The organism is Nonomuraea sp. LPB2021202275-12-8, from assembly GCF_037044575.1.
In the GTDB taxonomy this organism is placed as follows: domain Bacteria; phylum Actinomycetota; class Actinomycetes; order Streptosporangiales; family Streptosporangiaceae; genus Nonomuraea.
In genome coordinates this window covers 50,822-72,089 of record NZ_JBAHWD010000006.1, presented here as the reverse complement: position 1 = coordinate 72,089, position 21,268 = coordinate 50,822, and the positions used below count along the sequence as shown (strand labels likewise).

At 71.2% G+C, this 21,268-nt stretch carries 13 protein-coding genes and 1 pseudogene; 9 read left to right on the top strand and 5 right to left on the bottom strand.

The features are described 5' to 3' along the window. Positions 1–45: 45 nt before the first annotated feature. The 3 genes and pseudogenes from V5E28_RS13535 to V5E28_RS13525 form a co-directional block, all read left to right on the top strand. Positions 46–348, top strand: a pseudogene (locus V5E28_RS13535) (DUF5994 family protein); the annotation flags it as partial. 214 nt (positions 349–562) lie between these two features. Next, positions 563–709 (top strand): hypothetical protein, encoded by a 147-nt coding sequence (locus V5E28_RS13530; RefSeq protein ID WP_336207185.1) that lies wholly within the window; start codon positions 563–565, stop codon positions 707–709. A gap of 192 nt (positions 710–901) precedes the next feature. Then, positions 902–2,497: a sulfatase family protein gene (locus tag V5E28_RS13525; RefSeq protein WP_336207184.1), complete on the top strand. Its 1,596-nt coding sequence runs from the start codon at positions 902–904 to the stop codon at positions 2,495–2,497. 45 nt (positions 2,498–2,542) lie between these two features. Here the strand turns inward: V5E28_RS13525 and V5E28_RS13520 are convergent, their stop codons facing one another. Genes V5E28_RS13520 through V5E28_RS13510 form a run of 3 tightly spaced genes read right to left on the bottom strand, consistent with a single transcriptional unit; the run spans position 2,543 to position 9,735 of the window. Next, the gene (locus V5E28_RS13520; protein ID WP_336207183.1) at positions 2,543–6,628 is read right to left on the bottom strand and encodes a S8 family serine peptidase; all 4,086 of its coding nucleotides are present in this window, start codon (positions 6,626–6,628) and stop codon (positions 2,543–2,545) included. A gap of 35 nt (positions 6,629–6,663) precedes the next feature. After that, a complete protein-coding gene (locus tag V5E28_RS13515) occupies positions 6,664–6,789 on the bottom strand; it encodes a hypothetical protein (protein ID WP_336207182.1) in 126 nt (41 codons plus the stop codon). Between the two features lie 60 nt (positions 6,790–6,849). Then, entirely contained in the window at positions 6,850–9,735 is a 2,886-nt protein-coding gene (locus V5E28_RS13510; protein ID WP_336207181.1) for a helix-turn-helix transcriptional regulator, read from the bottom strand. A gap of 436 nt (positions 9,736–10,171) precedes the next feature. Here V5E28_RS13510 and V5E28_RS13505 point away from each other — a divergent pair, with 436 nt between their 5' ends. The 4 genes from V5E28_RS13505 to V5E28_RS13490 all read left to right on the top strand — a co-directional run bounded on the left by V5E28_RS13505 (position 10,172) and on the right by V5E28_RS13490 (position 16,735). Then, positions 10,172–11,572, top strand: a complete 1,401-nt coding sequence (locus V5E28_RS13505; RefSeq protein WP_336207180.1) for a hypothetical protein — start codon at positions 10,172–10,174, stop codon at positions 11,570–11,572. After that, the gene (locus V5E28_RS13500) at positions 11,569–14,481 is read left to right on the top strand and encodes a DEAD/DEAH box helicase (protein ID WP_336207179.1); all 2,913 of its coding nucleotides are present in this window, start codon (positions 11,569–11,571) and stop codon (positions 14,479–14,481) included. The genes V5E28_RS13505 and V5E28_RS13500 overlap by 4 nt, the downstream gene beginning before the upstream one ends. 3 nt (positions 14,482–14,484) lie before the next feature. Beyond that, the gene (locus V5E28_RS13495) at positions 14,485–15,657 is read left to right on the top strand and encodes a hypothetical protein (RefSeq protein ID WP_336207178.1); all 1,173 of its coding nucleotides are present in this window, start codon (positions 14,485–14,487) and stop codon (positions 15,655–15,657) included. A 220-nt stretch (positions 15,658–15,877) separates the two neighbouring features. Then, complete coding sequence (locus V5E28_RS13490; RefSeq protein WP_336207177.1) at positions 15,878–16,735, top strand: helix-turn-helix transcriptional regulator; 858 nt, start codon at positions 15,878–15,880, stop codon at positions 16,733–16,735. An 18-nt stretch (positions 16,736–16,753) separates the two neighbouring features. On the opposite strand, the gene V5E28_RS13485 is transcribed toward V5E28_RS13490, so the two are convergent. Together V5E28_RS13485 and V5E28_RS13480 are read right to left on the bottom strand one after the other, a co-directional pair. Then, complete coding sequence (locus V5E28_RS13485) at positions 16,754–18,289, bottom strand: long-chain-fatty-acid--CoA ligase (RefSeq protein WP_336207176.1); 1,536 nt, start codon at positions 18,287–18,289, stop codon at positions 16,754–16,756. Positions 18,290–18,928: 639 nt separating this feature from the next. Next, positions 18,929–19,279, bottom strand: coding sequence for a VOC family protein (locus V5E28_RS13480; RefSeq protein WP_336207175.1), 351 nt, complete (start codon positions 19,277–19,279; stop codon positions 18,929–18,931). A gap of 52 nt (positions 19,280–19,331) precedes the next feature. Here V5E28_RS13480 and V5E28_RS13475 point away from each other — a divergent pair, with 52 nt between their 5' ends. Then, positions 19,332–19,847, top strand: coding sequence for a TetR/AcrR family transcriptional regulator (locus tag V5E28_RS13475; protein ID WP_336207174.1), 516 nt, complete (start codon positions 19,332–19,334; stop codon positions 19,845–19,847). Between the two features lie 245 nt (positions 19,848–20,092). Then, positions 20,093–21,205 carry a serine hydrolase domain-containing protein gene (locus V5E28_RS13470; RefSeq protein WP_336207173.1) on the top strand — a complete coding sequence of 371 codons (1,113 nt, stop codon included), beginning with the start codon at positions 20,093–20,095 and terminating at the stop codon, positions 21,203–21,205. Positions 21,206–21,268: the final 63 nt, after the last annotated feature.

Here is a 21,268-nt window from a genome sequence, read left to right as displayed (position 1 = left end):
GCCGGCTCTGAATTCCGAGCGCCTCGCCCGTCGCCCGCGTGGGACCACGTCCCCCGCCGGCTCCCCGCGCGCGGCCGACAGGTCCGGGTCGGCTGGTTCCGCCACACCGACCCTCGGGTGATCACCCTGGTCTTCTCGGCTGCCGAGCCGATCGTCCTGCTGGTCATCCCGCCGGGCACCGCGAGCGCTCCTGCCGAGGCCGCGCTGGCGCTAGCGGCTCAAGGTACGGCCGGCCTCGCGCTGACCGACATCCTCGCCGCCGCGCACCTGCCCGTCGCATCGCCCTCCCGCACGCCCGGCGAGGACGGCTGGGAGAACGAGGGCGGACACCTCAGTCCACCCGTTTAGGTGCGCCAGGACTCCTGGATCGCCGCAGGTCAACCTCAAGGTACGCCGACGGGACCGGCTCGGCGGACTGCATGGACGGAGTCTTCGGCAGCCGCCGGCCCCTACGGCGTTGGTAGGGCCAGCACCACCCGAGATCAGGGTGTCGGCAGCAACGCCAATCATTGCGGCGGCACTGCCTGACAAGGTCACGACCTCCACGGATGCGGGCAAGACGGTGATCCATGTCCCGCGGGGGGCGTACCACATCGTGGCCAGGACGGAGTCCGGGACCAAGGACATCACCGCCGCCAGCGACCCCTCGGCCGAGCGTTCCATCGAACTGTCCAGCGAATCCGGGGACATGGAGGTCATGACCCCCTGAAGGAGGCGTTCTCCGCACCGACGAGTACGCCGCGGAGATGTCCTGCAGTCCTTCGCCACCGTGCGGGCTCATAGGAGGGCCGGCCCTCGTTTTGCCAGCAACCCTGGAGGACGGATCGGTTGATAGGCCGCATCGCTGGAGATTAGGGTTCACCGCAACTCTGATCTCCCATCGGCTGTAAAAGGGGCTGTCATGTCCAGAGCCGGAAGCATCCAGAGGGCACTGGTGGTGGCACTGGCCGCCGTCCTGGGCCTGATCCCGGCGTCCCAGGCGAGCGAGGGAGCGGCCGCCGCGCCCAAGCGGCCGAACATCGTCTTCTTCCTCGTCGACGACCTGTCGGCCGAGCTGCTCCAGTACATGGACGCGGTCGGCGGCCTGGCGGACGACGGGACCACGTTCACCGACTACTACGTGTCCAACTCGCTCTGCTGCCCGTCACGGGCCTCGATGTTCACCGGCCAGTTCCCGCACAACACAGGCGTGGCCACGAACAAGGGCTCAGACGGCGGTGGCTACCAGGCTTTCCAGAAGCACGAGGGCAGGACGTACGCCGTCTCGCTGGACCAGGCCGGCTACCGCACCGGCTACCTGGGCAAGTACATCAACGAGTACCCGGTGCCGGTCGGCTACCACGTCCCGCCCGGCTGGGACGAATGGCACGTGGCCGCGGGCGGCGGCTACAGCGAGTTCAAGTACCAGCTCACGCGCTACATCAAGGAGGAGACGGCCGAAGAGAAGCCGATCGACCCGTCCAGCGGCACCTACCTGGTGGACGAGATCGGACAGCGGGCTGTCGACTTCATCGAGCGCTCCCGTGCGCACGCACCGGGCGAGCCGTTCTTCCTGCAGGTCTCGCCCTTCTCTCCGCACTCCAGGATCGGCGCCAAGCCGGGCGACAAGGAGCCGCGCTTCCCGCCGGCGCGTCGGGACCGGCCGAAGACCCAGTGGCCCGCCGGGCAGTTCCCGCACGGCGACTGCGGCGGCCCCGACTGCCTCAGTATCGACGTGACCACGCTGCCCGCGTTCAATGAGGACACCGCCGACAAGCCCTCCTGGGTGCGGCGGGAGCCGCTCGGCGCGAAGCTCGTCAAAGAGCTCCGCAAGGACTTCCGCGACCGCATCCGCATGGTCCAGTCGGTCGACGACATGGTGGAGCGCGTGCTGTCCACGCTGACGCCCGCCGAGAAGCGCAACACGTACGTGGTGTTCACCAGCGACAACGGCTTCCACCTGGGCCAGCACCGCCTGGTTCGCGGCAAGTCCACCGCCTACGACCACGACGTACGGGTGCCGCTGCTGGTCAAGCGCCCGGCTGCGGGACGGCGCGGCGACCTCGTGGCCGGAGCCGTCTCCCAGAACGTGGATCTTTTCGCGACCTTCCTCGACATGGCGGGAGTCGACGCGGCGACCCGTGACAGCCGTGACGGTCGCAGCCTGCTACCCCTCATCCAGGGGCACAAGGTCAAGGACTGGCGCGACGCGGCGCTGATCGAGCACGTCAGGCCGGACCCTGACGCACCTGGCGGTCCGGATCCGGACGCGGACCCCGTCCAGGCGGGCAATTCCCAGCCGCCCACCTACGCGGCGGTGCGGACCGCCACTGATCTGTATGTCGAGTACGCCGGCGATCCCACGCCCGAGTACTACGACACCGTCACCGACCCGAACCAGGAGGCCAACGATCCGGCCAACCCCAGAACGGCCGTTCTCGACCGGGCGCTCGAAGATCTGGCCCACTGCGGCAAGCCCGGGGCGGCGGACTGCTGGACGGCCGCTCACCTGAACTGATCGTGTGACCCCGGGCCACCCCCATGGCCCGGGGTCACACATGTGCTAGCGGAGGTTGAAGGCGCGGACGGTGGTCTGCTTGATGGTGTTGCCCGCCTTGTCCCAGGCCTCGACCTTGAGCGTCACGGCCCCCTTGGTGTGCTTGAGGGCGGGGTAGCGGGTGGTGGCGGTGTAGGTCCCGTCCTTGCCGCGCTTGACGGAGACGGGGGTGTAGGTGGCGCCGTCGTCGGTGCCGGCCCACAGCTTCAGGCCGGCGATGTCAGGCATCTTGGAGGCGGACGGGGAGTGGTAGGGGGAGACGGTGAAGGTGTGCGTACGGCCGGCGCGGACGGAGTTGCCGACGTCCAGGGTGTCGCCGAGGTCGTAGCTGACGAACACGACCGGGGCGGGCTTGCAGGGCTCCGCCGTGCCGTACAGCACCTCGAGGGAGCAGAAGGATCCCGGCAGGGGATCGGCCGAGACCGGGGTGGTGAAGGTCCATTCGGTGTCGTGCCGGTCGTTCTTGGCGGTCAGCCGGTAGCTGCCGGGGCCTTGCGGCAGGCCGAAGACCGGCATGATGGTGGAGCCGCCGACCTGGGTGCGCGGGATCTCCTTGCCGTCCCGGTAGAGGCGGACGTCGAAGCCCGGCTTGGACAGGTCGGTCGTCGGCCAGTAGTCGCCGTTGTACTTCCTGGCGCCCGGCGAGCCGTAGCTGGGCTCGAACTCCGCCCACAGGCTGTCGCCCTGGACGCAGATCATGCACCGGAAGAACGCGCCGAAGTTCGCGCCCGGCTTGGCGAGCTTGTAGACCTTGTCCGAGCCGGTCGCGGCGCCGGGCGTGAACGGGGTGGTCATCCAGGACTGCTGGGTGCGGACCGGCTTGTCGAACACCTCCAGGGCCCACTGCGGAACCCGGTCGTCCATCATCGTGCCGCGTATCTCCTCCATGCCGTGCGACCAGAGGACTCCGGGGTCGAGCGGTCCGACCCAGTCGCGGCGTTCCTGCAGAGTGAGCCGGGGGCCGCCCCACCCTGTGAGCGATGTCGACAGCGGCATGACGTCGCCGGCCTTCTGCGCGTACCGCCAGTCGTTGTAGCGCGCGGGGGCGACGGTGTGGGTGTCCAGGTCGATCCGCGCCAGGTCGCGCTCGGTGAAGGTGTAGTGCAGCGAGCGGGGCACCCGGCCCTCTTCGTAGGGGGCGAAGGTGTAGGTGTAGGGCGACTCCTCGGTGCCGGTCACCCGGATGGTGACCGGCCTGCCGCCGGCGAGCCGGTCGCGCAGGCCGAGCGCCTCGCGGGAGGGCAGGGACGCGGTGGGGACGCCGATGGGCTTGGCCTCTCCGGTGTACGGGATCTGCGTGAAGCCCATCGGGATCGCGCAGCCGCTCCCGGGCTGCGGGAAGTGCGCGATCGCGGCCGCACCGGCGTCGCGGATCGGGCCGAGCCGCTCGATCTGGACTCCGCACATGGGCCCGAACAGGCCCTCTGACTTCGGCACCTCCAGGAGGACGAGCTTGCCGCGCAGGTCGCGGCCCGCGATGTCCTCGGGCCTGCCCTCACCGACGTCGACGACCTCCAGCTCGCGGGTGCCGGTGAACGGCCGGAAGTCGGGGAAGCCGTCGTACTGCTCGTGCACCCCGTAGGTGTTGACGCCGTGCAGCGCGGAGGCCGGGTGCAGGGTGAGCCCGCCCCGCCCGCGCACGCTCATGGCGACCTCGGCCTTGCCGAGGGTGAAGCGGGTGTGGAAGCGGAAGGCGCCCTTGGTGACCTTCTCCGTGGGCAGGGCCCACAGTCGGGCCCAGGCGCGGTTCGGCCACGTGAACCCCATGTAGGAGGTGCCGTTGGTCACGGTCCGCTGGTACGCCAGATAGGGGACGTTGCTCAACGGCTCGGCAGGCTGCGGGGTCGTGAAACGGACCTCGGTGAGGTTCCGGGCGTCGAGCGTGATCTCGGTGTCCCCGGTGACGCTGAGCTCGGGCACGGACAGGAACGCCAGGTTGTCCCGTTCGTCGTCGCTGACCCAGTTCAGCGCCTGCGTCACGCTGATGACGCCCTGCGGGACGCGGGTGACCGTGGTCCCTTCGGCGGTCAGGGCGACACCGCTGATGACGCCCTTGCCGCCGGACACGTCGATGGTGTCCTGGGCCGAGGGGCTGCGCGGCTTGCCGTCCCGGCCCAGGGTGTGGATGGTGAGCGTGGCCCTGGGCACCTCACGTACCACCCCCACGGGGATGCGCAGCTGGACGCCGTCGGCGGTGGCGATGACGGCGCCGGTGTAGTTGTCCAGGTCCGCCAGGGTCTTGGGATCGACGGTGGCGGTGGTGGTGGCGGTGCCTCCGGCGGGCACGGTGAGCGTCGTCTCAGCGATGCTCAGCCCGCCCTCGACCGCGCTGCCGTCCGACTTGCGCAAGTCGGAGGTCAGGGCCAGGGTGACCGGCCGGCCGCCCAGGTTGGTGTAGGTCAGCTCCCGGCTCACGGGGGCGGCGTCACTCTCGACGGCGCCGAAGTCGGCCCCGGCGGTGGCGGCGAAGACCTGCTGGGTGTACGCCCTGGCCACGTCGACGCGGCCGGAGCCCTGCTTGTACACGCTGAGCGCGTCGTCCCTGGCGGTCGACATGAGCGCGGCCTTGATCTGCGGCCCCGTCCAGTCCGGGTGCAGCTGCGTCATGATCGCGGCGGCTCCCGCGACGTGCGGGGTGGCCATCGAGGTGCCGTTCGCGGCCGTGTAGTGCTCGTCGAGCGGGGTGCCCATGGTCGTGCCGGCGGCGCGCGCCGCGGCGATCGCCACGCCGGGAGCGGCGATGTCCGGCTTGAGGCCGCCGCCGATGCGCGGTCCCTGGCTGGAGAAGGTCGCCCACGCGTCGCTCTTGTCCACGGCGGCCACGGTCAGCGCGGCGTCGGCCGTGCCGGGGGTGGCGACGGTCTCGGCGCCCGACGCGCCGGCGTTGCCCGCGGCGATCACGAACAGCGCGCCGGTGGACGCGCTGAGCGCGTTGACCGCCTGGCTCATCGGGTCGGTCCCGTCGGAGGCGTCGCCGCCGAGGCTCATGCTGATCACCTTGGCGCCGGAGGTCGTGGCCCACTCCATGCCCTCGATGATCTGGGAGTCGCTGCCGGAGCCCTCGTTGGACAGCACCTTGCCGACGATCAGCTGGGCGCCGGGCGCGACGCCCTTGTGCTTGCCGCCGTCCGCCGCGCCGGAGCCGGCGATGGTGGAGGCGACGTGGGTGCCGTGGCCGTGGCCGTCCTGCACCTCCTGGCCGGGGATGAAGGACTTGCTGTCCGCGATCCGGTCGGCCAGGTCGGGGTGCCTGGCGTCGACTCCGGTGTCCAGGACGGCGACCTTCACGCCGGCGCCGTCGTGGCCGCCGGCCCACGCCTGCGGCGCGCCGATCATCGGCACGCTCTCGGCGAGCTCGGCCTTGACCTTGCCGTCCAGCCACACCTTGGAGATGTCGCCGCGCAGCGTGTCCGGCACGTTGGCCGGCCCGGCGATCCCGGTCGCGCTCTTCTTGTCCGGTACGGCCCGCACCGCGTTCCAGAACGCGCCCGCCTCGGCCTTGGTGACCTGGAGCGCCGAGGCGTTGACGCTCTCCAGGGTGAGCACGGGCTCGCTGGCGGGGATGGCCTTGGCGGCCGAGGCGACGGCCTTGTCCGTGTGCTGCCCCGGGTACTGCACGATGACGGGCAGTTGCTTGGTCCTGTCGTCGGTGTAGCCGTTCTCGGCCAGGTAGGTGACGTTGAACAGCTCCCGGTCCAGGCGGCCGGCGTTGATGGCGGGCACGGCGTCGCTGGGGGTGACGTACACCCCCTTGGGGGTGGCCAGCGTGGACAGCTGGGCGCTGGTGCCGTCGGGGCGGACGATCGATTCGGGACGCACGGAGTACTTGCCGCCGCCGGCGTCGCTGAGCCGTACCCGGTCGCCGGTGACCAGGGTGACCGTGCGGTCCCCCGGGCCCAGACCGGTCAGCGCGATCGGGCCGCTGACCTGGCCGGTCGCCTCGGTGGCGGGTGTTGGCTCCTGCTCCTGGGCCGCGGCGGACGCGCTGGGCGCAACGAGGACGCCCAGCAGCAGGGCCGAGCCTGCGAGAAGCGCGCCTTTACGGCCTGGCCGGAAAGAGGGGGGATCGTGCGGGGATCTGCGAGGGGACATGCGGGGCTGCCCTTTCGGGTGCGGTGGGGGGCGGATCAGACCGGCTCGAAGCCCTCGGGGGCGTCGTCCAGCGGTTCGATGACCGGGTTGTCGGGCGCCGCGGCCGGTCCTTTCTCGTCGGCGTCGGCCGGACCGCCATCTGTGGAGTCGGTTTCGGACATGCCATCAGCGTCGTCCGTGCGGCCCCTGGGGGACTATGGGTAGGACACCCCATTCGGGGGTTACGCGCCGGGTGGGGTACTACGGGGGTATTCGACCTCAAGGTGTGCGCCGAGGGCGACACGCGAGCGCAGCCCGAGCTTGCGCAGCGCGGCGCCGAGGTGCTTCTCCACCGTTCTGGGCGAGACGAACAGCTGCTGGCCGATCTCCCGGTTGGTCAGCCCGGCGGCGGCCATCTCGGCGATCTCCCGCTCTCGGGGAGACAGGTCCGCGCCGTACCCCTGCGGGCCGCCGGGGTAGCGGCCCCGCACCGTCACCCCGTGTCTGCGGGCCAGCTGCGCGGCGCGGTCCAGGTCCCATCGGGCGGCCAGTTCGCGGAACGTCGTGATCGCCGCCTGCAGCGGCTCCTCGCCGCGCGGGTCGCCCGCCGCGAACAGCCGTCCCGCCGCCAGCTCGCGGGCCTGGGCCGCCTCGTACGGCGCGCCCAGCAGGTCGTAGCCGGCCGCGGCGGCGAGGAACCGGGCCGTGGCGTCCCCGTCCCCGGCGGTGAGGTGCCCGCGCGCGTGCGCCAGCGCGGCGGCGGCCATGGGCGCGTCCAGGTCGTCGAGCCGCGCGGACAGCCGGTCCACCAGAACGGTCGCCTCGTCCTGCCTGCCCGCCGCCGCCAGCGCCTCGGCGAGCGCGGGCAGCGCGCGCACCGCCAGCGGCCAGAGCCCTTTGGTCTCCCACACGGCGACCGCGGCTCCGGTCGCCGCGAGCGCGGCCTCGGCCTCACCGCTCGCGGCGGACAGCCGGAGGAACCCGGCGACCGACAGCGGAAGCAGCTCGTAGGTGCCCAGGTCCAGCGCACGACCCGCGACGTCGGGCAGCTCGCGCCTGGCCGTGTCGAGATCGCCGCGCGCGAGGGCCAGGCAGGCGGACACCGTCTCGGCCGACAGCCGGTCCAACGGGCGCCCGCCGTACTCGTCGAGGAGCAGCGCGGTCTCCTGCTCCAGGCCGTGCCAGTCGCCTCGGCAGCAGGCCAGCAGGAGCGCGACCAGCCGGCAGCGTGCCAGGGGCTCACGCGACGACTCCTCGTCCTCCGCGCCCCGCATCGCGGCGCTCAGCAACTGCTCGGCGGCCTCGTAGTTCCCCGCGAGGCAGGCGTTCTCCGCGATGGACCGGTAGGCGCCCACCTCCTGGCGGTGCCGGGGTCGCCCGCCGGTCCTGCGGCGCACCTCCTCGGTCAGCTCCCCCCAGCGCGGATCGCCGTAACCTGCCAGGGAGGTCGCGATCTTGCCGAGGACGAAGACCTCCTCGATCGGGTCGCCCATGGCGGGCACCGCGTCCAGGGCCCGGTCGAGCCAGACGAGGTGCTCGGCCAGCGGCACGCTCGCGTCCATCGGCCGGCCCAGCGACGCCATCACCCATGCCGCGAGCGCGGGCCGGTCGCCCAGGTCGTCGACGGCCGCGGTGAGGGCGCGGCGCTGCGCGCCGGGGTCCTCACCGAGCCGCTCCTGGAGCATGCTGATGAGGAAGTGCAGCTGGCCGCGCAACGGCCCGCGCTGCTCCGACTCCAGCGCCCGCGACAGCAGGTCGATCACCGACGGCGGGTGCAGCACCTGCGCGGCGGCCCAGCCGAGCCGCACCGCCAGCAGGCCGCGTCGTTCCGGCGCGAGCGGCGCCTCGCGCAGCACCTCCTCCAGGATCCGGACCGCTTCGGCGTCGTCACCGAGCCGCGAGGCCTGCTCGGCCGCCCGGTCGGCGGCCTCCACCCAGTCCGCCAGCCGGTCGGCCTGGCGCAGGTGGTGGGCTTCCTGGCCGAGCGGTACCGGCTTCACCGCCCGTACGGCCTGGGCCGCGCGGGCGTGGAGCTCCTGCCGGCGTCCGAGCGGGATCCCGCCGTACACCGCCTGAGCGGTCAGCACGTGCCGGAAGGCCACCGACCCGGCCTGCTCCGCCAGCAGGCCGGAGACCAGCAGCTCGTCGACCCCGGTCACGGTCTCGGCCTTCGCCAGCCCGCTCACCTGGGCCAGCCCTTCCAGCCGCACGGGCACCTGGAGCACCGCCGCCGCCTCCGCCACGGCACGCGCCGTCTCGGGTAACCGCGCCACCCGTTCGCGCACCGAGTCGCGCACTCCTGGCGGCACGTCGAGCTCGGCCACCGCCTTACGCGCCCATCGCCCGCTGCGCAGCCTGATCAGGGCGCCCCGCTGGCGCATCAGCGCCATGAGCTCGTGTACGGCGAGCGGCAGTCCCGACGACAGCTCGTGCAGGTGCGCCCCGAAGTCCGCGGTCACCCCCGCCTCGCCGAGGATCGCGGCCGCGAGCTCGCCGGTCTGCGCCGAGTCCAGGGCCCTCAGCAGGATGTGCTCGTGGAGGACGGCGTCCGCCGGGCGCTCGGTCGCCTCCCGGACCAGCGCGCCGGCCTCCTCACCGCGGTAGGTGAGCACCACCGACATCCCGGCCGGCAGCACCGCAAGCGCGTAGGCGAGGAACTCGACGGTCTGCTCGTCGGCCCAGTGCAGATCCTCCACGACCAGCACCACGGGGCCGAGCGCCCCCAGCACCTCGATGAGACCGCGAAACAGCCGGTGGCGCACGGCCGCCCGGTCGTCCAGCGGCTCCAGCGCCGGCGGCAGCACGGACGCCAGCTCCGGCAGCAGCCCGCGCAGCGCGCCCGCGACCGGCGACAGCTCGGCCCGCGCCAGCAGGTCACCCGTGCCGCGGAGCGCCTCCACCAGGGGACCCAGCGGGAACGGCTCCCTGATCCGCCGCGCGCCCCCGCTGAGCAGCAGCCGGCCCGCCAGCTCGGGGCGCGCCGCCATCTCAGCCAGGAGCCTGCTCTTCCCGATGCCGGCCTCGCCTTCCAGCACCACGACGGCGGGCGGCCGGCTCACGGCGGCGACCAGGCGGTCCAGCTCCTCCACGCGCCCGACCAGGACCGGAGAGATCGCCCGTTCCGCCATCAGGTCCGCCCTCCTCGCCTGGTTCAAGGCTCCACAAGATGGACTCGGAGCCCTGAACCACCACAGTTGCGATCATTCATACAGCAAGCGCGTCATACGGGAGGGAACAGGTCCGGCGCTCGCCGTCGGCCGAGGTTTCGGATTCACCCCATTCCGGGCGCGCGGCTTGCCGTAATCGGGCACTTTGTCGATTCTCGCCGGAGTTGGAGCGCCATCCGCTAGTCTCCCGCCTCGATCAGTCACCTACACACGCGGTGAAGACCAGTGCACACACACCCGGACAAGGCATTCGCCCAAGGCCGGCAAGACGCCTGCCGCCCGCGCACGGTGACACCGTGCTCGTGCACGACCTCTGGTGCGCGACGAGATCATGGAGCTGTGGCCTCCCGCCCAGGTGGATCGAGGGACGAGTGAAGAGCGAGAGGGCGCGCGGCACATGAGCGGCGTTCCACACATAGACTTCCGCGTCCACGCGACGCGCCAGAACGACGCGGGGGGCCGTGACGAGTTCGAGCAGATGCTCGGCCTGCTCGTACGGGCCGTCGAGGGGATCGAGACGTCCGTCCCGCACGCCACCCGCGGCGACTGGGGGATCGACGTGCTGGCCGGCGATCTGAACGGCCGCATAAGGATCTGGCAGGCCAAGTACTTCATCCGGGGTTTCGACACCCGCCAGCGCGTCCAGGTCGACAAGTCCTTCAAGTCGGCGGTGGCCGCCGCCACGCGGGAGGGCCACGCCATCGATGGCTGGGTGCTCTGTATTCCCTGCAACATGGACCCGCCCAACACCCGGTGGTGGGGGAGGTGGAAGGCGGATCGCGAGGCCGAGACCGGCATCCCGATCGAGCTGTGGGACGACAACCGGCTGCGCGACCTGCTGGCGAGGCCGGAATCCGACCACGTACGCCGCCTCTACTACGACCCCTACCGCCCGCCCGCCGACGACGTCCCGCTCACGATCGTCCCCTCGTTCGCGGACCTGGACGTGGACGGGCCATGGCAGGCGGGCTCGGTCAGCCTCGGTCACCTGCTGCACGCGGACGCCGTGGAGGTCCTCGCCTCCGACCGCGCCTGGGCCTGGCGCGAGGCCACCGCCGACCGGGTGGCCCCGCCCGGCCGGCGTGTCTCCCTGCGCCAGGTGCGGATCTTCCGCGACTCGGTGGGCGGAACCACGCGCCGGGACGGGCTGCTCGCCCAGGCCAGGCTGCTCGACGACCTGCACGGCGCCCGAGGGCTGCCGCGAAAGGAGAGCCTGCGCCGCGATGGCGACGGCTCGGTCACGCTGGCGACCGCTCTCCCGGACGGCCCGCTCTGGCGAGAGGTGCTCGGCCCCGCCTTCGGGCCGGCGGGACCGCTCGACCGCCTGAGCGCCGCCGCCGCGCTGGCCGCCGCCGCCGGACTGTGCGACACCCTGTACGAGCTGCACCGGCGCGGGCACGCCCATCGCGCTCTCAGCCCCGAGACCGTTGTCCTGCGCGGCGGCCGACACGAAGGCGTCCCCCGAGACCTCGGCCTCGCGGCGCTGCCTCCCGTGCCTGGCGAGGGGCACGCGCCTTACCAGGCCCCCGAGCAGCACCGGCCCACGTTGGCCACGCTCCCGCCCGGCCCGCGGACAGACGTCTACCAGGTCGCCGCCCTCGTCCGCCACACCCTCTCCGGGCTGCCGGGCACGTCCCCGCCGCTGCGCGCGGTCGTACCGGAGACGCCCGTGGAGCTGGACGACCTGCTGGCCCGCGCGCTCGACGCCGACCCCGCAGGCCGGCCCGATGACATCCGCACGATGGCGGCGGGCCTGCGCCGGGCCAGGGCCGAGCTGTCGCGCGGGGGCGGACGATGAGCACCGTCCCCGTGTTCCTGACCACGGGGGTGGCCGTTGTCCCCTCGCCGAAGGTGTACGCCAAGCTGGCCCAGGACACGCATCCCCTCGCGCTGGTGCAGGAGATGGACGACCTGGCCCGCGCCGGCGCGCTGCCCGCCCGGGTGGACGACGGGCGGTTGGCTGTCTACACCAGTAGGTACGTGGCCTGGCTCTATCCGTCGCGGCAGGGAGACGCGTACAGCCTCGGCGGTGCCGCTCCGCGCCGATTCAGGGATGAGGAACGGCTGGTCGAGGCCGCCTTGCTGCTGCGCTGCCAGTACGGCTGGCACGCCTACCACCACCTGCGCGACGTGCCCGCCCATGGGTCTGCCCACTGGGACCTGCTCCTGCGCGCCTGGTCCCAGGCCGCCGCCCCCTCCCGCCCCGCCTCGCCGCTGCCGCCGGCACACACCCTCTACCTGGACCTGATGAGCCAGGTGATCGAGGCCGGCCGGGACATCGAGGTCACCCGGCAGCACGACGCCGATCCGCTGCTCTACCGCAACAAGGCCAGCACCAGGGAACAGCGTCACTCAGTCAGGGACGTCTACACCTTCCGGCTCCTGCGCGCGGCCGACGTGCCGGAGGGGACCGTGCTGTACCTACGGGAGAGCCCCGACCTGCGCGGCCGGGTACTCAGGGTAAGGGACCTCGACGTCACCATCCGCTTCGAGCGGGCCGTGGACTACGGGCGCATCCCGGCGGCCGGCGCGCTCATGACCATGCCCAGTGACCGCATCTACCAGGCCCAGGCCGACGCCGTGGCCCGGCTGCGCGACGGCCGGTCGGTCAACGCCGGGCTGCTGCACCAGCTCGTCGACCGGCGGGTGGCGCCGTTCCAGCCCCATGCGCACGCCAGGCCACGCGAGCCGCTCGACGAGGGCAGCGGCCAGCTCGCCGCGTTCCAGCGCGCGCTGGCCGTGCCCGACCTGCTGCTGGTCCTGGGCCCGCCGGGCACCGGCAAGACCAGGACGATCGCGCAGATCGTGGCCGCCTGCGCCGGTCGCCAGCGGGTGCTGGTGACCTCCCACACCAATCGTGCGGTGGACAACGTCCTGGAGAAACTGCCCGAGGACGTCTTCACCGTGCGGATCGGCAACGAGGACAAGATGACCGCGCACGCCAGGACGCTCATGGTGGAGAACCGCGTCCAACTGGAGCAGCGACGGGTCCTGGCCGCCACCGAGGGCACCGAGGCCGCCCTGCGGCCCTTCGCCGGATCGGACTCCGCGGCCGGGCACTGGCTGTCCTACCTCGACCGGAGCCTGGACGGCGCCGACGCCGCCGATACGCAGGCCAGGCGCCTGGCCGCCGAGCGGGAGGCGGCGGTGGCCCGCGCGACCGCACCCCTCGCCGGGCGCCTGGAGGCGGCCGGGAGCGCGGCGGCCGGCGCCCGGGCGACCGCGCAGGCCCTGGACGACGCCTGCCGCCGTGCCCGCGACCGCTACGAGGCCGGCCTGACCCGTGCCCGATCGGGGCTGCTGGCTTTCCTCTGGCGCTGGGTGGCCGGTCGCCGGCTGCTGAGGTCGCGGGAGGCCGAGCAGGCGGCCGCGGTCGCCCGCGCCGAGTCCGACGCCGCCTCCACTGCCCTGGCCGCCGTTCGGGAGGAGGCGGACCGGCTGGCGGAGGCCGACCCCGCGGCGAACGAGCTGGCGCGCGCCGTGGACGCGGCGGCCGGACGACGGCGTGCCGAGCTGGCACAGGCGGAGCAGGCCGCCTCCATGGTGCGCTCGATGATCACCGCGTGGCTGCCGCTCGACCCCGCCGCACCAGGCGCCGACCTGTCGCACTGGCGGGACGAGCGGGAACGGCTGGCGCGGGCCACGACTCAGCTGGCCGCCCGCGCGGAGCTGCTGACGGCCTGGCGCGCGGGAATCGCGGAGACGGGGGAGGAGCTCCAGCACGAGCTGGTGCGCTACGCCACCGTCGTGGGCGCCACCTGCATCGGCACCGCGACGGCCGAAATCCTGGCCGACCTGGAGTTCGACCTGGTGATCGTGGATGAGGCCGGGCAGATCTCCACCCCCAACCTGTTGGTCCCGCTGGTACGCGGCAGGCGCGCGCTCCTCGTAGGCGACCATCACCAGCTCCCGCCCTACCTGGACGAGGAGGTGAGTGACTGGGCGGCGGGCTTGCGCGCCGACGCCGAGCTCCCGCAGCCCGCCATCGACCGGATCGGCGACATCCTGCGGCGCAGTGCCTTCGAGCAGCTCTACGGCACCCTGCCAGAGGATCACCAGGTCATGCTGCGGCTGCAACGGCGGATGCCCCGCGAGATCGCGGAGTTCGTCTCCGCTGCCTTCTACGGCGGCATCCTGCGCACGGAGCACCCCGGCGGCGGTCGCGATCCGATCTTCCGCAGCCCCTTTGCCATGATCGACACCTCGGACCTGCCGGACGCCGAGCGCCGCGAGGAGGAACTGACCGGCGAGGCGAAGGGATACCGCAACCGGGCAGAGGCCGACCTGATCGCGCGGCTCGTCAGGGCGTACGCGCCCCGCTACAAGGACTGGGCGGTCATCGTCCCCTACAAGGCGCAGGCTGAGCTGATCCGCTCCAAGCTGGGCGGCGGCACCGACGTGGCTGGGCATGTCGACACCGTCGACTCCTTCCAGGGCGGCGAGCGCGACCTTGTCGTGTACGGCTTCACCCGCAGCAACGCGCAGCGGAAGATCGGCTTCCTCAAGGAACTGCGCCGCCTGAACGTGGCCATCTCCAGAGCCCGCGCCCAGCTCGTCGTCGTCGGCGATCAGGCGACGCTGACGCGGGCGCGCGAGCCGGAGTTCGCCCGCCTGGCACGGGCCATGATCGCGCACCTGGGGAGGGTCGGCGACCTGCGGCCCTCGCGGGAGGCCGGCCGACTGATCGATGAGATCGAGGAGGCCTGACGCGTGGCCAGGCACATCATCTATCCCGCCAGGCGGGCGGTGGAGCACGCGGTGAGTCGGCCCGGGACGCACCCGACGCGACTGTTCGCCGTCCTGTGGCCGCTGTGGCAGGTGGAGGTAACCGCCGACCTGTACGAGGAGCAGGCCTACGAGGTGATCGACCGCTACCTCGTCAGAGCGGTCGCAGAGGGCGGGATCGGCACGGCGACCGAGCTGAGCGCGTTCTTCGGCCTCGATCTGTCGCTGGTCGAGCGCTGCCTGCACTTTCTTGTGGTCATCGGCCACGTGCGGGTGGACGGCGGGCACGTGACCCTGACCGAGCTGGGCACGCGCTCCCACCACGAGGGCGTGCGCTACGCACTTCGCAAGGAGAGCCGCAGGAGGCTGCTGTTCGAGCGGTTCACGGGCAGGCCGCTGCCGCGCTCGCACTACGACGGGTCGATAAGCGTGCTGGACACGCCCACAGTCCGCAAGGAGGACGTGTCGGACGGGACGCTGTTCCGGCCGCTGTTCGCACCCGCGGCCTTCCATGAGGGGCTCGTCCTGGACCTGGCGGCGCGTCCCGATCGGGCCGCGTACAACCTGCCTGTGCGACTGCGCGAGATCCGGGACCTGCGGCCACAGGAGGCGTACCTGCCTTCGTACATCATCGAGACCGGCGGCGGCGAGCTGCTGGGCTACACGGCGGCGGGCGGCGAACGGGACGCATTCCTGGAGGAGGTGCTCGCTTCGGTGCCGCAGGCGCGGGCGCGGGTGGAGGCCGAGACGCGGCCGGACGAGCGACGGTTGTGGGAGGAGTGGCTGTCCGACAGCGGATTCGGGCACGGCTCGCTCCGGCGGGGGCCGCACGGCGGGTGGCGGGCCGTGCTGCCCGCACGGGCGTTCGGCAGGGACGGCAAGCTGCCGCTGAGGCGGGTCGGCTCGTACCAACTGCGCAGGAATCACTTCCTGCAGCTGTGGTGCCAGGACGAACGGCTGCGACGCAGGGCGGCGTGCGAACGGGCCCTGGGCATGGCCAGGCAGCGCGAGGTCCGCACGCGGGCGGATCTCGGACGGCGGATGGACGCGCTCGCTGCGCAGCTCGAGATCGGCGCGCTCACGGTGGCGACGCTGCGCGACCACGCGCGGGAGCATGGGCTGCACGAGCGCCTGGCCCACCTCGACGCGCTCGAGTGAGATCCCCCTCGATCATCGGCGTGGCCTTCCAGGACGGCACATCGTGTCCTGGCCTGGAAGACTCTCTTCACGACCTCATTCAACGCACTCTGCGACCCATGTGTCCGCTGCCGTCGTCGGGCGGTCGGCCTGGCTTTCTACGCTCCATTGCCGTGCGCGAAATATATTCGTCTGTCTGGACATTGCGGTCGTTCGACGTGTGCCGATGAAGGACGGTGTGATGTCGCATCCCTGGCGCGGCTGGTGCCTACTTCGCCCCGGCCTCCTGCTGTACGGCGGGACGGTCGGCAGGAACGCCCTGCACGCACACCATGCGGTTCAGCTGATCGTTTCCGCCGAGCCCTTCACCATGGCCGACGCCCAAGGCGAGCGGCTGACCACGCGGATCGCCGTCATTCCCCCCGACACCCGCCACGCGGTGCTCACCGGAGCCCGTGAGGCCCTGCTCGCTCACCTGGATCCCCGCAGTTCGCCGGGCCGGTCCCTTCTCGCGCGCTCCGGTACGGGCTGCGAGGCTTCGACTTGGTCGCCATCCGTCACGCGAACCCGGGATCTGCCCGTCCGCGGCTCTTCGGCTCATGCGGTGCCCGAACCGGCGCACACGAGCCCGAGACCTGGCCAGCACGAGGGAGTACGGCCGCTCATGTTCACCGAGCCGCCGATCGGTCATGCGCGCTCAGCCGAGGCGACGACCGCGCTGCGCGTTGTCGAGGTGTGGACCGGCCACAGCGCCGCCGACAGCATTCCGCTCCACCCAGCGGTGGAGGCGGCGATCACCGTGATCCCCACGCTCCTGAGACGGGGACCGGTGCGACTGCGTACGGTGGCGGACGCGGTCCACCTGTCGCCGAGTTGGCTAGCGCACCTGTTCAGCGCGCACGTGGGGATTCCGCTGCGGCCCTATGTGCGGTGGCTACGCCTGCAGCGTGCCATCGACCTGGTAGCCGCGGGAGAGACGTTGACGGCGGCCGCTCACAGCGCCGGGTTCACCGACAGCCCGCACTTCACCCGGGTCTTCCGGCACACCTTCGGGAATGCGCCCTCCGAGCTCGCCGCCGCGATCGACTGGTTGCCCTGACCTGATGGCCGAGTACACCTAGCGCAGCTCGCGCTTGAGAATCTTGCCCGTCGCCGTCATCGGCAGGTTCTCGCGGAACTCGATCGTCCGCGGGTACTTGTAGGCCGCCATGTTCTCCCTGCACCAGGCGACGAGCTCGTCCTCGCTCGCCGTCGCGCCGGGCGACGGGATGACGTAGGCCTTGACCTCCTCGCCGTGCGAGTCGTGGGGCACGCCGACCACCGCCACCAGCGAGACCGCCGGGTGCATCATCAGCACCTCCTCCACCTCGCGCGGGTAGACGTTGAAGCCGCCTCGGATGATCATGTCTTTCGTGCGGTCGATGATGGCGTAGTAGCCGTCCTCGTCGCGGGTGGCGATGTCGCCCGTGCGGAACCAGCCGTCCCGCAGGACCTCCTCGGTGGCCTCGGGCCGCCCGTGGTAGCCCTTCATGACGTTGTGCCCGCGGATGGCGATCTCGCCGGGGCCCTCGCCCTCGATGGTGTTCCATTCGTCGTCGACCAGCCGCATCTGCACGCCCCAGATGGGAAAGCCGACGGTGCCGGGCTTGGTGGGCCGCCCGAGCTGGTTGAAGCTGGCCACCGGGGAGGTCTCTGACAGGCCGTAGCCCTCCAGGATCGGGATGCCGAAGGTGGCCTCGAAGTCCTTGAGCACCTCGACCGGGCAGGAGGCCCCGCCCGCCACCGCCACCCGCAGCGTCGAGGGCGCCTCGGCCCCGTCGGTGTGGATCTTCGACAGCAGCGCCCAGAACATCGTCGGCACCCCGGCGAACATGGTCACCTTCTCCTTGCGCATGAGCTCCAGCGCCTCACCGGGCTCGAAGCGCGGTTGGAGCACGAGGGTGGCGCGGCGGCGCAGGCTGACGTTCATGACCGCGATCTGGCCGAAGGAGTGGAAGAGCGGCAGCACGGTGAGCGAGACGTCGCCGTCGGGGTCGGCGGGGAACATCTCGTCGCTGACCATGATGTTGGTCAGTATGTTCATGTGGGTCAGCTCGGCGCCCTTGGGCTGACCGGTGGTGCCGGAGGTGTAGAGGATGGCCGCGGTGTCGTCCGGCGCGGTCTGCACCGTCTCGAACTCCCCGGACATGCCGCCCAGCGCCGCCCAGAACGACTCGCCGTGCGCCGACTCGGTGGCCAGCGGCGTGGCGGGCAGGACGAAGAAGTGCTCACAGCCCTCGACGGCGTCGAAGGCCTCCCGTCCGCGCGCGCCCATGGGCAGCTCGGGGGCGCCCTCGAAGCAGAAGAGCGCCTTGGCGTCGCTGTCGGTCAGGTGGTAGATGATCTCGCGCGGCTGCAGCAGCACGTTGAGCGGAACCACGGTCGCCCCGGCCTTGAGGATGCCGAAGTAGACGAAGGGGAAGTAGGGCAGGTTCGGGCAGAGCAGCGCGACCTTGTCGCCCTTGCCGATCCCGCGGGCCACCAGAAGGTTGGCCACCTGGTTCGCGACGGAGTCCACCATGGAGTACGGCAGGCGCAGGTCGCCGAAGACCAGGGCGGTGCGGTCTGGAGCAGTGCGGGCGCTGTCTTCCAGAATGATCGACAGATTGAGCATCGCGACCCTTTCCTCGGAATGTTGCGAAAGTGCGTGGACGGCTGACCCCGCCCGGCGACGCAGGACTACGTCCCCCGCCTCTTCCTGGAACGGAACCTCCGTGCGTCCCAAGGATGCCCAGAGGATCCAGGCAGGACTTGTACGAACGTGTCGACTCCATCTGAAGACATCGCACGGCTGGATCCCTACGAGCGATCAGGTGATGGTCTCGACTTCCGGCTGATGCTGGCGGGGCTGGCCCTGAGCTGGGCATGGACGTCGCTGATCGCGGCCCATCTGATGGCCGAGGCGCGCTCCCGAACCGCGAACCGTTCGCTTCGCACCCAAGCCGATGTTTCGGGACGGGGCGCCGGCTCTCCTGCCGTACCCAACCACCAGTGACGGCGGCCCTGGGGCTCGCCGGTCTCGACGTTCAGGATCCGGGCGTGCTCGGTGCCGTACGGCTCGCCGCCCTGGCCGGGCGTGCCGATCCACGGCCAGGCGAGTAGGTGCATCCCGGCACTGTCCGACGTGCCGCCACCGATTCCCGGCAGCCAGCTGAAGATCGCGCCCGCTCTGCGACCGCGCCGACGGGTGCGGCATGCGCGGCGTGACTGGACGCGTGGGCGCCGGACTCGGCGAAGTCGGCGGTAGGCGACGCTATTCGGGTCCGGCGGTGCTCTGGTCGAACAGGTGAACAGGGTTGCCGTTCGGGTCCAGGAAGGTCGCACCCTTGCCGCCCGGCATCTCGATCTCGCCCTGCCAGTCGAGCTCCGGATGCGACTGCCGGAAGACGTCCACGCTGTTGACGGCGTAGAAACCGCCGGCTCCCCATCGCGGCCCGGCGCTCGGTGGCACATCGAGCATCAGCTCGACCTCCGAACCCGGGATCTTGAACGCGACGGTCGACTCACCCTCCCGCCAGGACTCGTCGAATCCGAGCGTGTCGCGGTAGAAGGCGACCGACTCTCTGAGGTCCTTCACCGGCTGGTACAGGAACGTCAGTTTCATGTGGCGACCGTAAATGAGTTACGTCCGGACGTCAACCAGTTATGCTAGCCGCATGCGCGAATGGGTCCCGGTCCCGGGCTCGGCCAAGGCCCGGCTCATCGAGGCGGCCATCCACCAGTTCGAGCTCACCGGTTACGAGGCCGTCAACGTCGTCGATCTGGCCGGCAAGGCGAGCGTCACCACTGGCGCGCTGTATCACCACTTCGGCTCGAAGCTCGGCCTGTACCTGACTGTCCGCGAGGACATGGAGAAGCGGATCGTCGAACGAATGGAGGGGGCCGCCGCGGCGGCGGGGAACCGAGGCCGCCCTGCGGTGCGCGCCGCGCTTCTGGTGGCGTTCGACGCCGCCGTCCGGTTCACCGTGAGCCGGATCCTTGGCGAGCAGCCGCCGGTAGAGCGCGGCGACCCGGTCGCCACCGCACTGCGACCGTTGCTGACAAAGCACAAGGCGCCCGCCGCGGACATGCTCGCCGCGGCCTGGCGAGCCGCGCTCCTGGCCGTCGCCGCAGGCACTTCCTCCACGGCGGCCCGGGCGTCGCTCGTGTACGTGCTCGACCCCGATAGGTGAGCGGACGCCGATGACCGCCGTAGATCTGAATGGTCTTCCGACGTGTCATCGGAGTCGCCCCGGTTCGGGGGACACGCCAGAGCTCGGGCCCGGTTCGTAGTCCCGCGCCGTCCGGGACCGGCCCCCAGCCCCGCATGCCCGGACCTCCGTACGTGGCAACTACTGAGCGCAATTGCGCACACTGTTCTCATAGCGTACAGTGTGCGCAACAAGGCACGACGTACGCGGCAAAGAGGGGCACAGACATGACCACCAACGTCAACATCCAGCACACGCTCGACCAGGCCGTCACCGACGGTGGCGTGCCCGGCATCGCCGTCGAGATCCGCAACGGCAAGGACGTATGGTTCGGCAGCGCGGGAGTGGCCGACACCGGGACCGATCGAAAGCGTCACCAGGCGGACCAATTCCGCATCGGCAGCACCACCAAGTCGTTCACCGCCACGGTGGTCCTGCAGCTCGCGGCCGAGTACAAGCTGAGCCTCGATGACACCGTCGAGCAGTGGCTGCCCAGCCTGGTCCAAGGCAACGGCCACGACGGCAGCAAGGTCACCATTCGCCACCTGCTCAACCAGACCAGCGGCATCTACAACTACGCCCTGGACCCCGAAATGCTGGAGGGCTTCTTCAACCCCGGCTTCCTGGAGCACCGCTTCGATCGGTGGCGTCCGGAGCAGCTGGTGGGCATCGCCATGAAGTACGCGCCGTACCACCAGCCAGGCGAGGCGTTCAAGTACTCCAACGCCAACTACATGCTCCTCGGAATGATCATCGAGAAGGCGACCGGTGCCAGCTACGCCGATCAGGTGACTTGGCGGATCATTCAGCCACTCGGCCTGACCGGGACCTACGTGCCGGGCAACGACGAAACCGAGCTCCGCGGGCAGCACGTGCGCCACTACTCCAAGAACACCATGGACGGCGACCCGGCGGCCGAGATCCACGACGTAACCGAGATCAACCCGTCCTTCGCCTGGGCCGCGGGCGGCATCGTCTCCACCGTCAGTGATCTCAACCGCTACTTCCAGTCGCTGCTCGGCGGCAGCTTGCTGGCACCCGCCCAGCAGGAAGAACTGCTGACCACCGTGTCCACCGCGAGCGAGCAGTGGATCCCCGACACCCGCTACGGCGCCGGCATGTTCGAGCAGAACCTGCCGTGCGGAGTCACCCTCTACGGCGCCGCCGGAATGATCAACGGCAGCTACGTCTACACCATGGGCTCCCGCGACGGCAAGCGCCTGATCACTGTGCACATCAACGCCGACTGGATCGACCAGGGTCATCCCATCGCCACGCTTACCGGCGTCATCGAGGCCGGATTCTGCACTCACGCCCCGGTCGGAGGACATGAAGGCTGACCTGGGCTTTCGGTGAGCTGCGCATGCCAGCAGCGCCATCGGCCTGCGCGGTTCCTGGGGTTC

Coding starts and splice junctions, on each gene's coding strand:
- V5E28_RS13490 (WP_336207177.1), top strand. CDS start 15,878: ATGTCGCATCCCTGGCGCGGCTGGTGCCTACTTCGCCCCGGCCTCCTG.
- V5E28_RS13485 (WP_336207176.1), bottom strand. CDS start 18,289: ATGCTCAATCTGTCGATCATTCTGGAAGACAGCGCCCGCACTGCTCCA.
- V5E28_RS13470 (WP_336207173.1), top strand. CDS start 20,093: ATGACCACCAACGTCAACATCCAGCACACGCTCGACCAGGCCGTCACC.
- V5E28_RS13510 (WP_336207181.1), bottom strand. CDS start 9,735: ATGGCGGAACGGGCGATCTCTCCGGTCCTGGTCGGGCGCGTGGAGGAG.
- V5E28_RS13515 (WP_336207182.1), bottom strand. CDS start 6,789: ATGTCCGAAACCGACTCCACAGATGGCGGTCCGGCCGACGCCGACGAG.
- V5E28_RS13500 (WP_336207179.1), top strand. CDS start 11,569: ATGAGCACCGTCCCCGTGTTCCTGACCACGGGGGTGGCCGTTGTCCCC.
- V5E28_RS13480 (WP_336207175.1), bottom strand. CDS start 19,279: ATGAAACTGACGTTCCTGTACCAGCCGGTGAAGGACCTCAGAGAGTCG.
- V5E28_RS13520 (WP_336207183.1), bottom strand. CDS start 6,628: ATGTCCCCTCGCAGATCCCCGCACGATCCCCCCTCTTTCCGGCCAGGC.
- V5E28_RS13505 (WP_336207180.1), top strand. CDS start 10,172: ATGAGCGGCGTTCCACACATAGACTTCCGCGTCCACGCGACGCGCCAG.
- V5E28_RS13525 (WP_336207184.1), top strand. CDS start 902: ATGTCCAGAGCCGGAAGCATCCAGAGGGCACTGGTGGTGGCACTGGCC.
- V5E28_RS13475 (WP_336207174.1), top strand. CDS start 19,332: ATGCGCGAATGGGTCCCGGTCCCGGGCTCGGCCAAGGCCCGGCTCATC.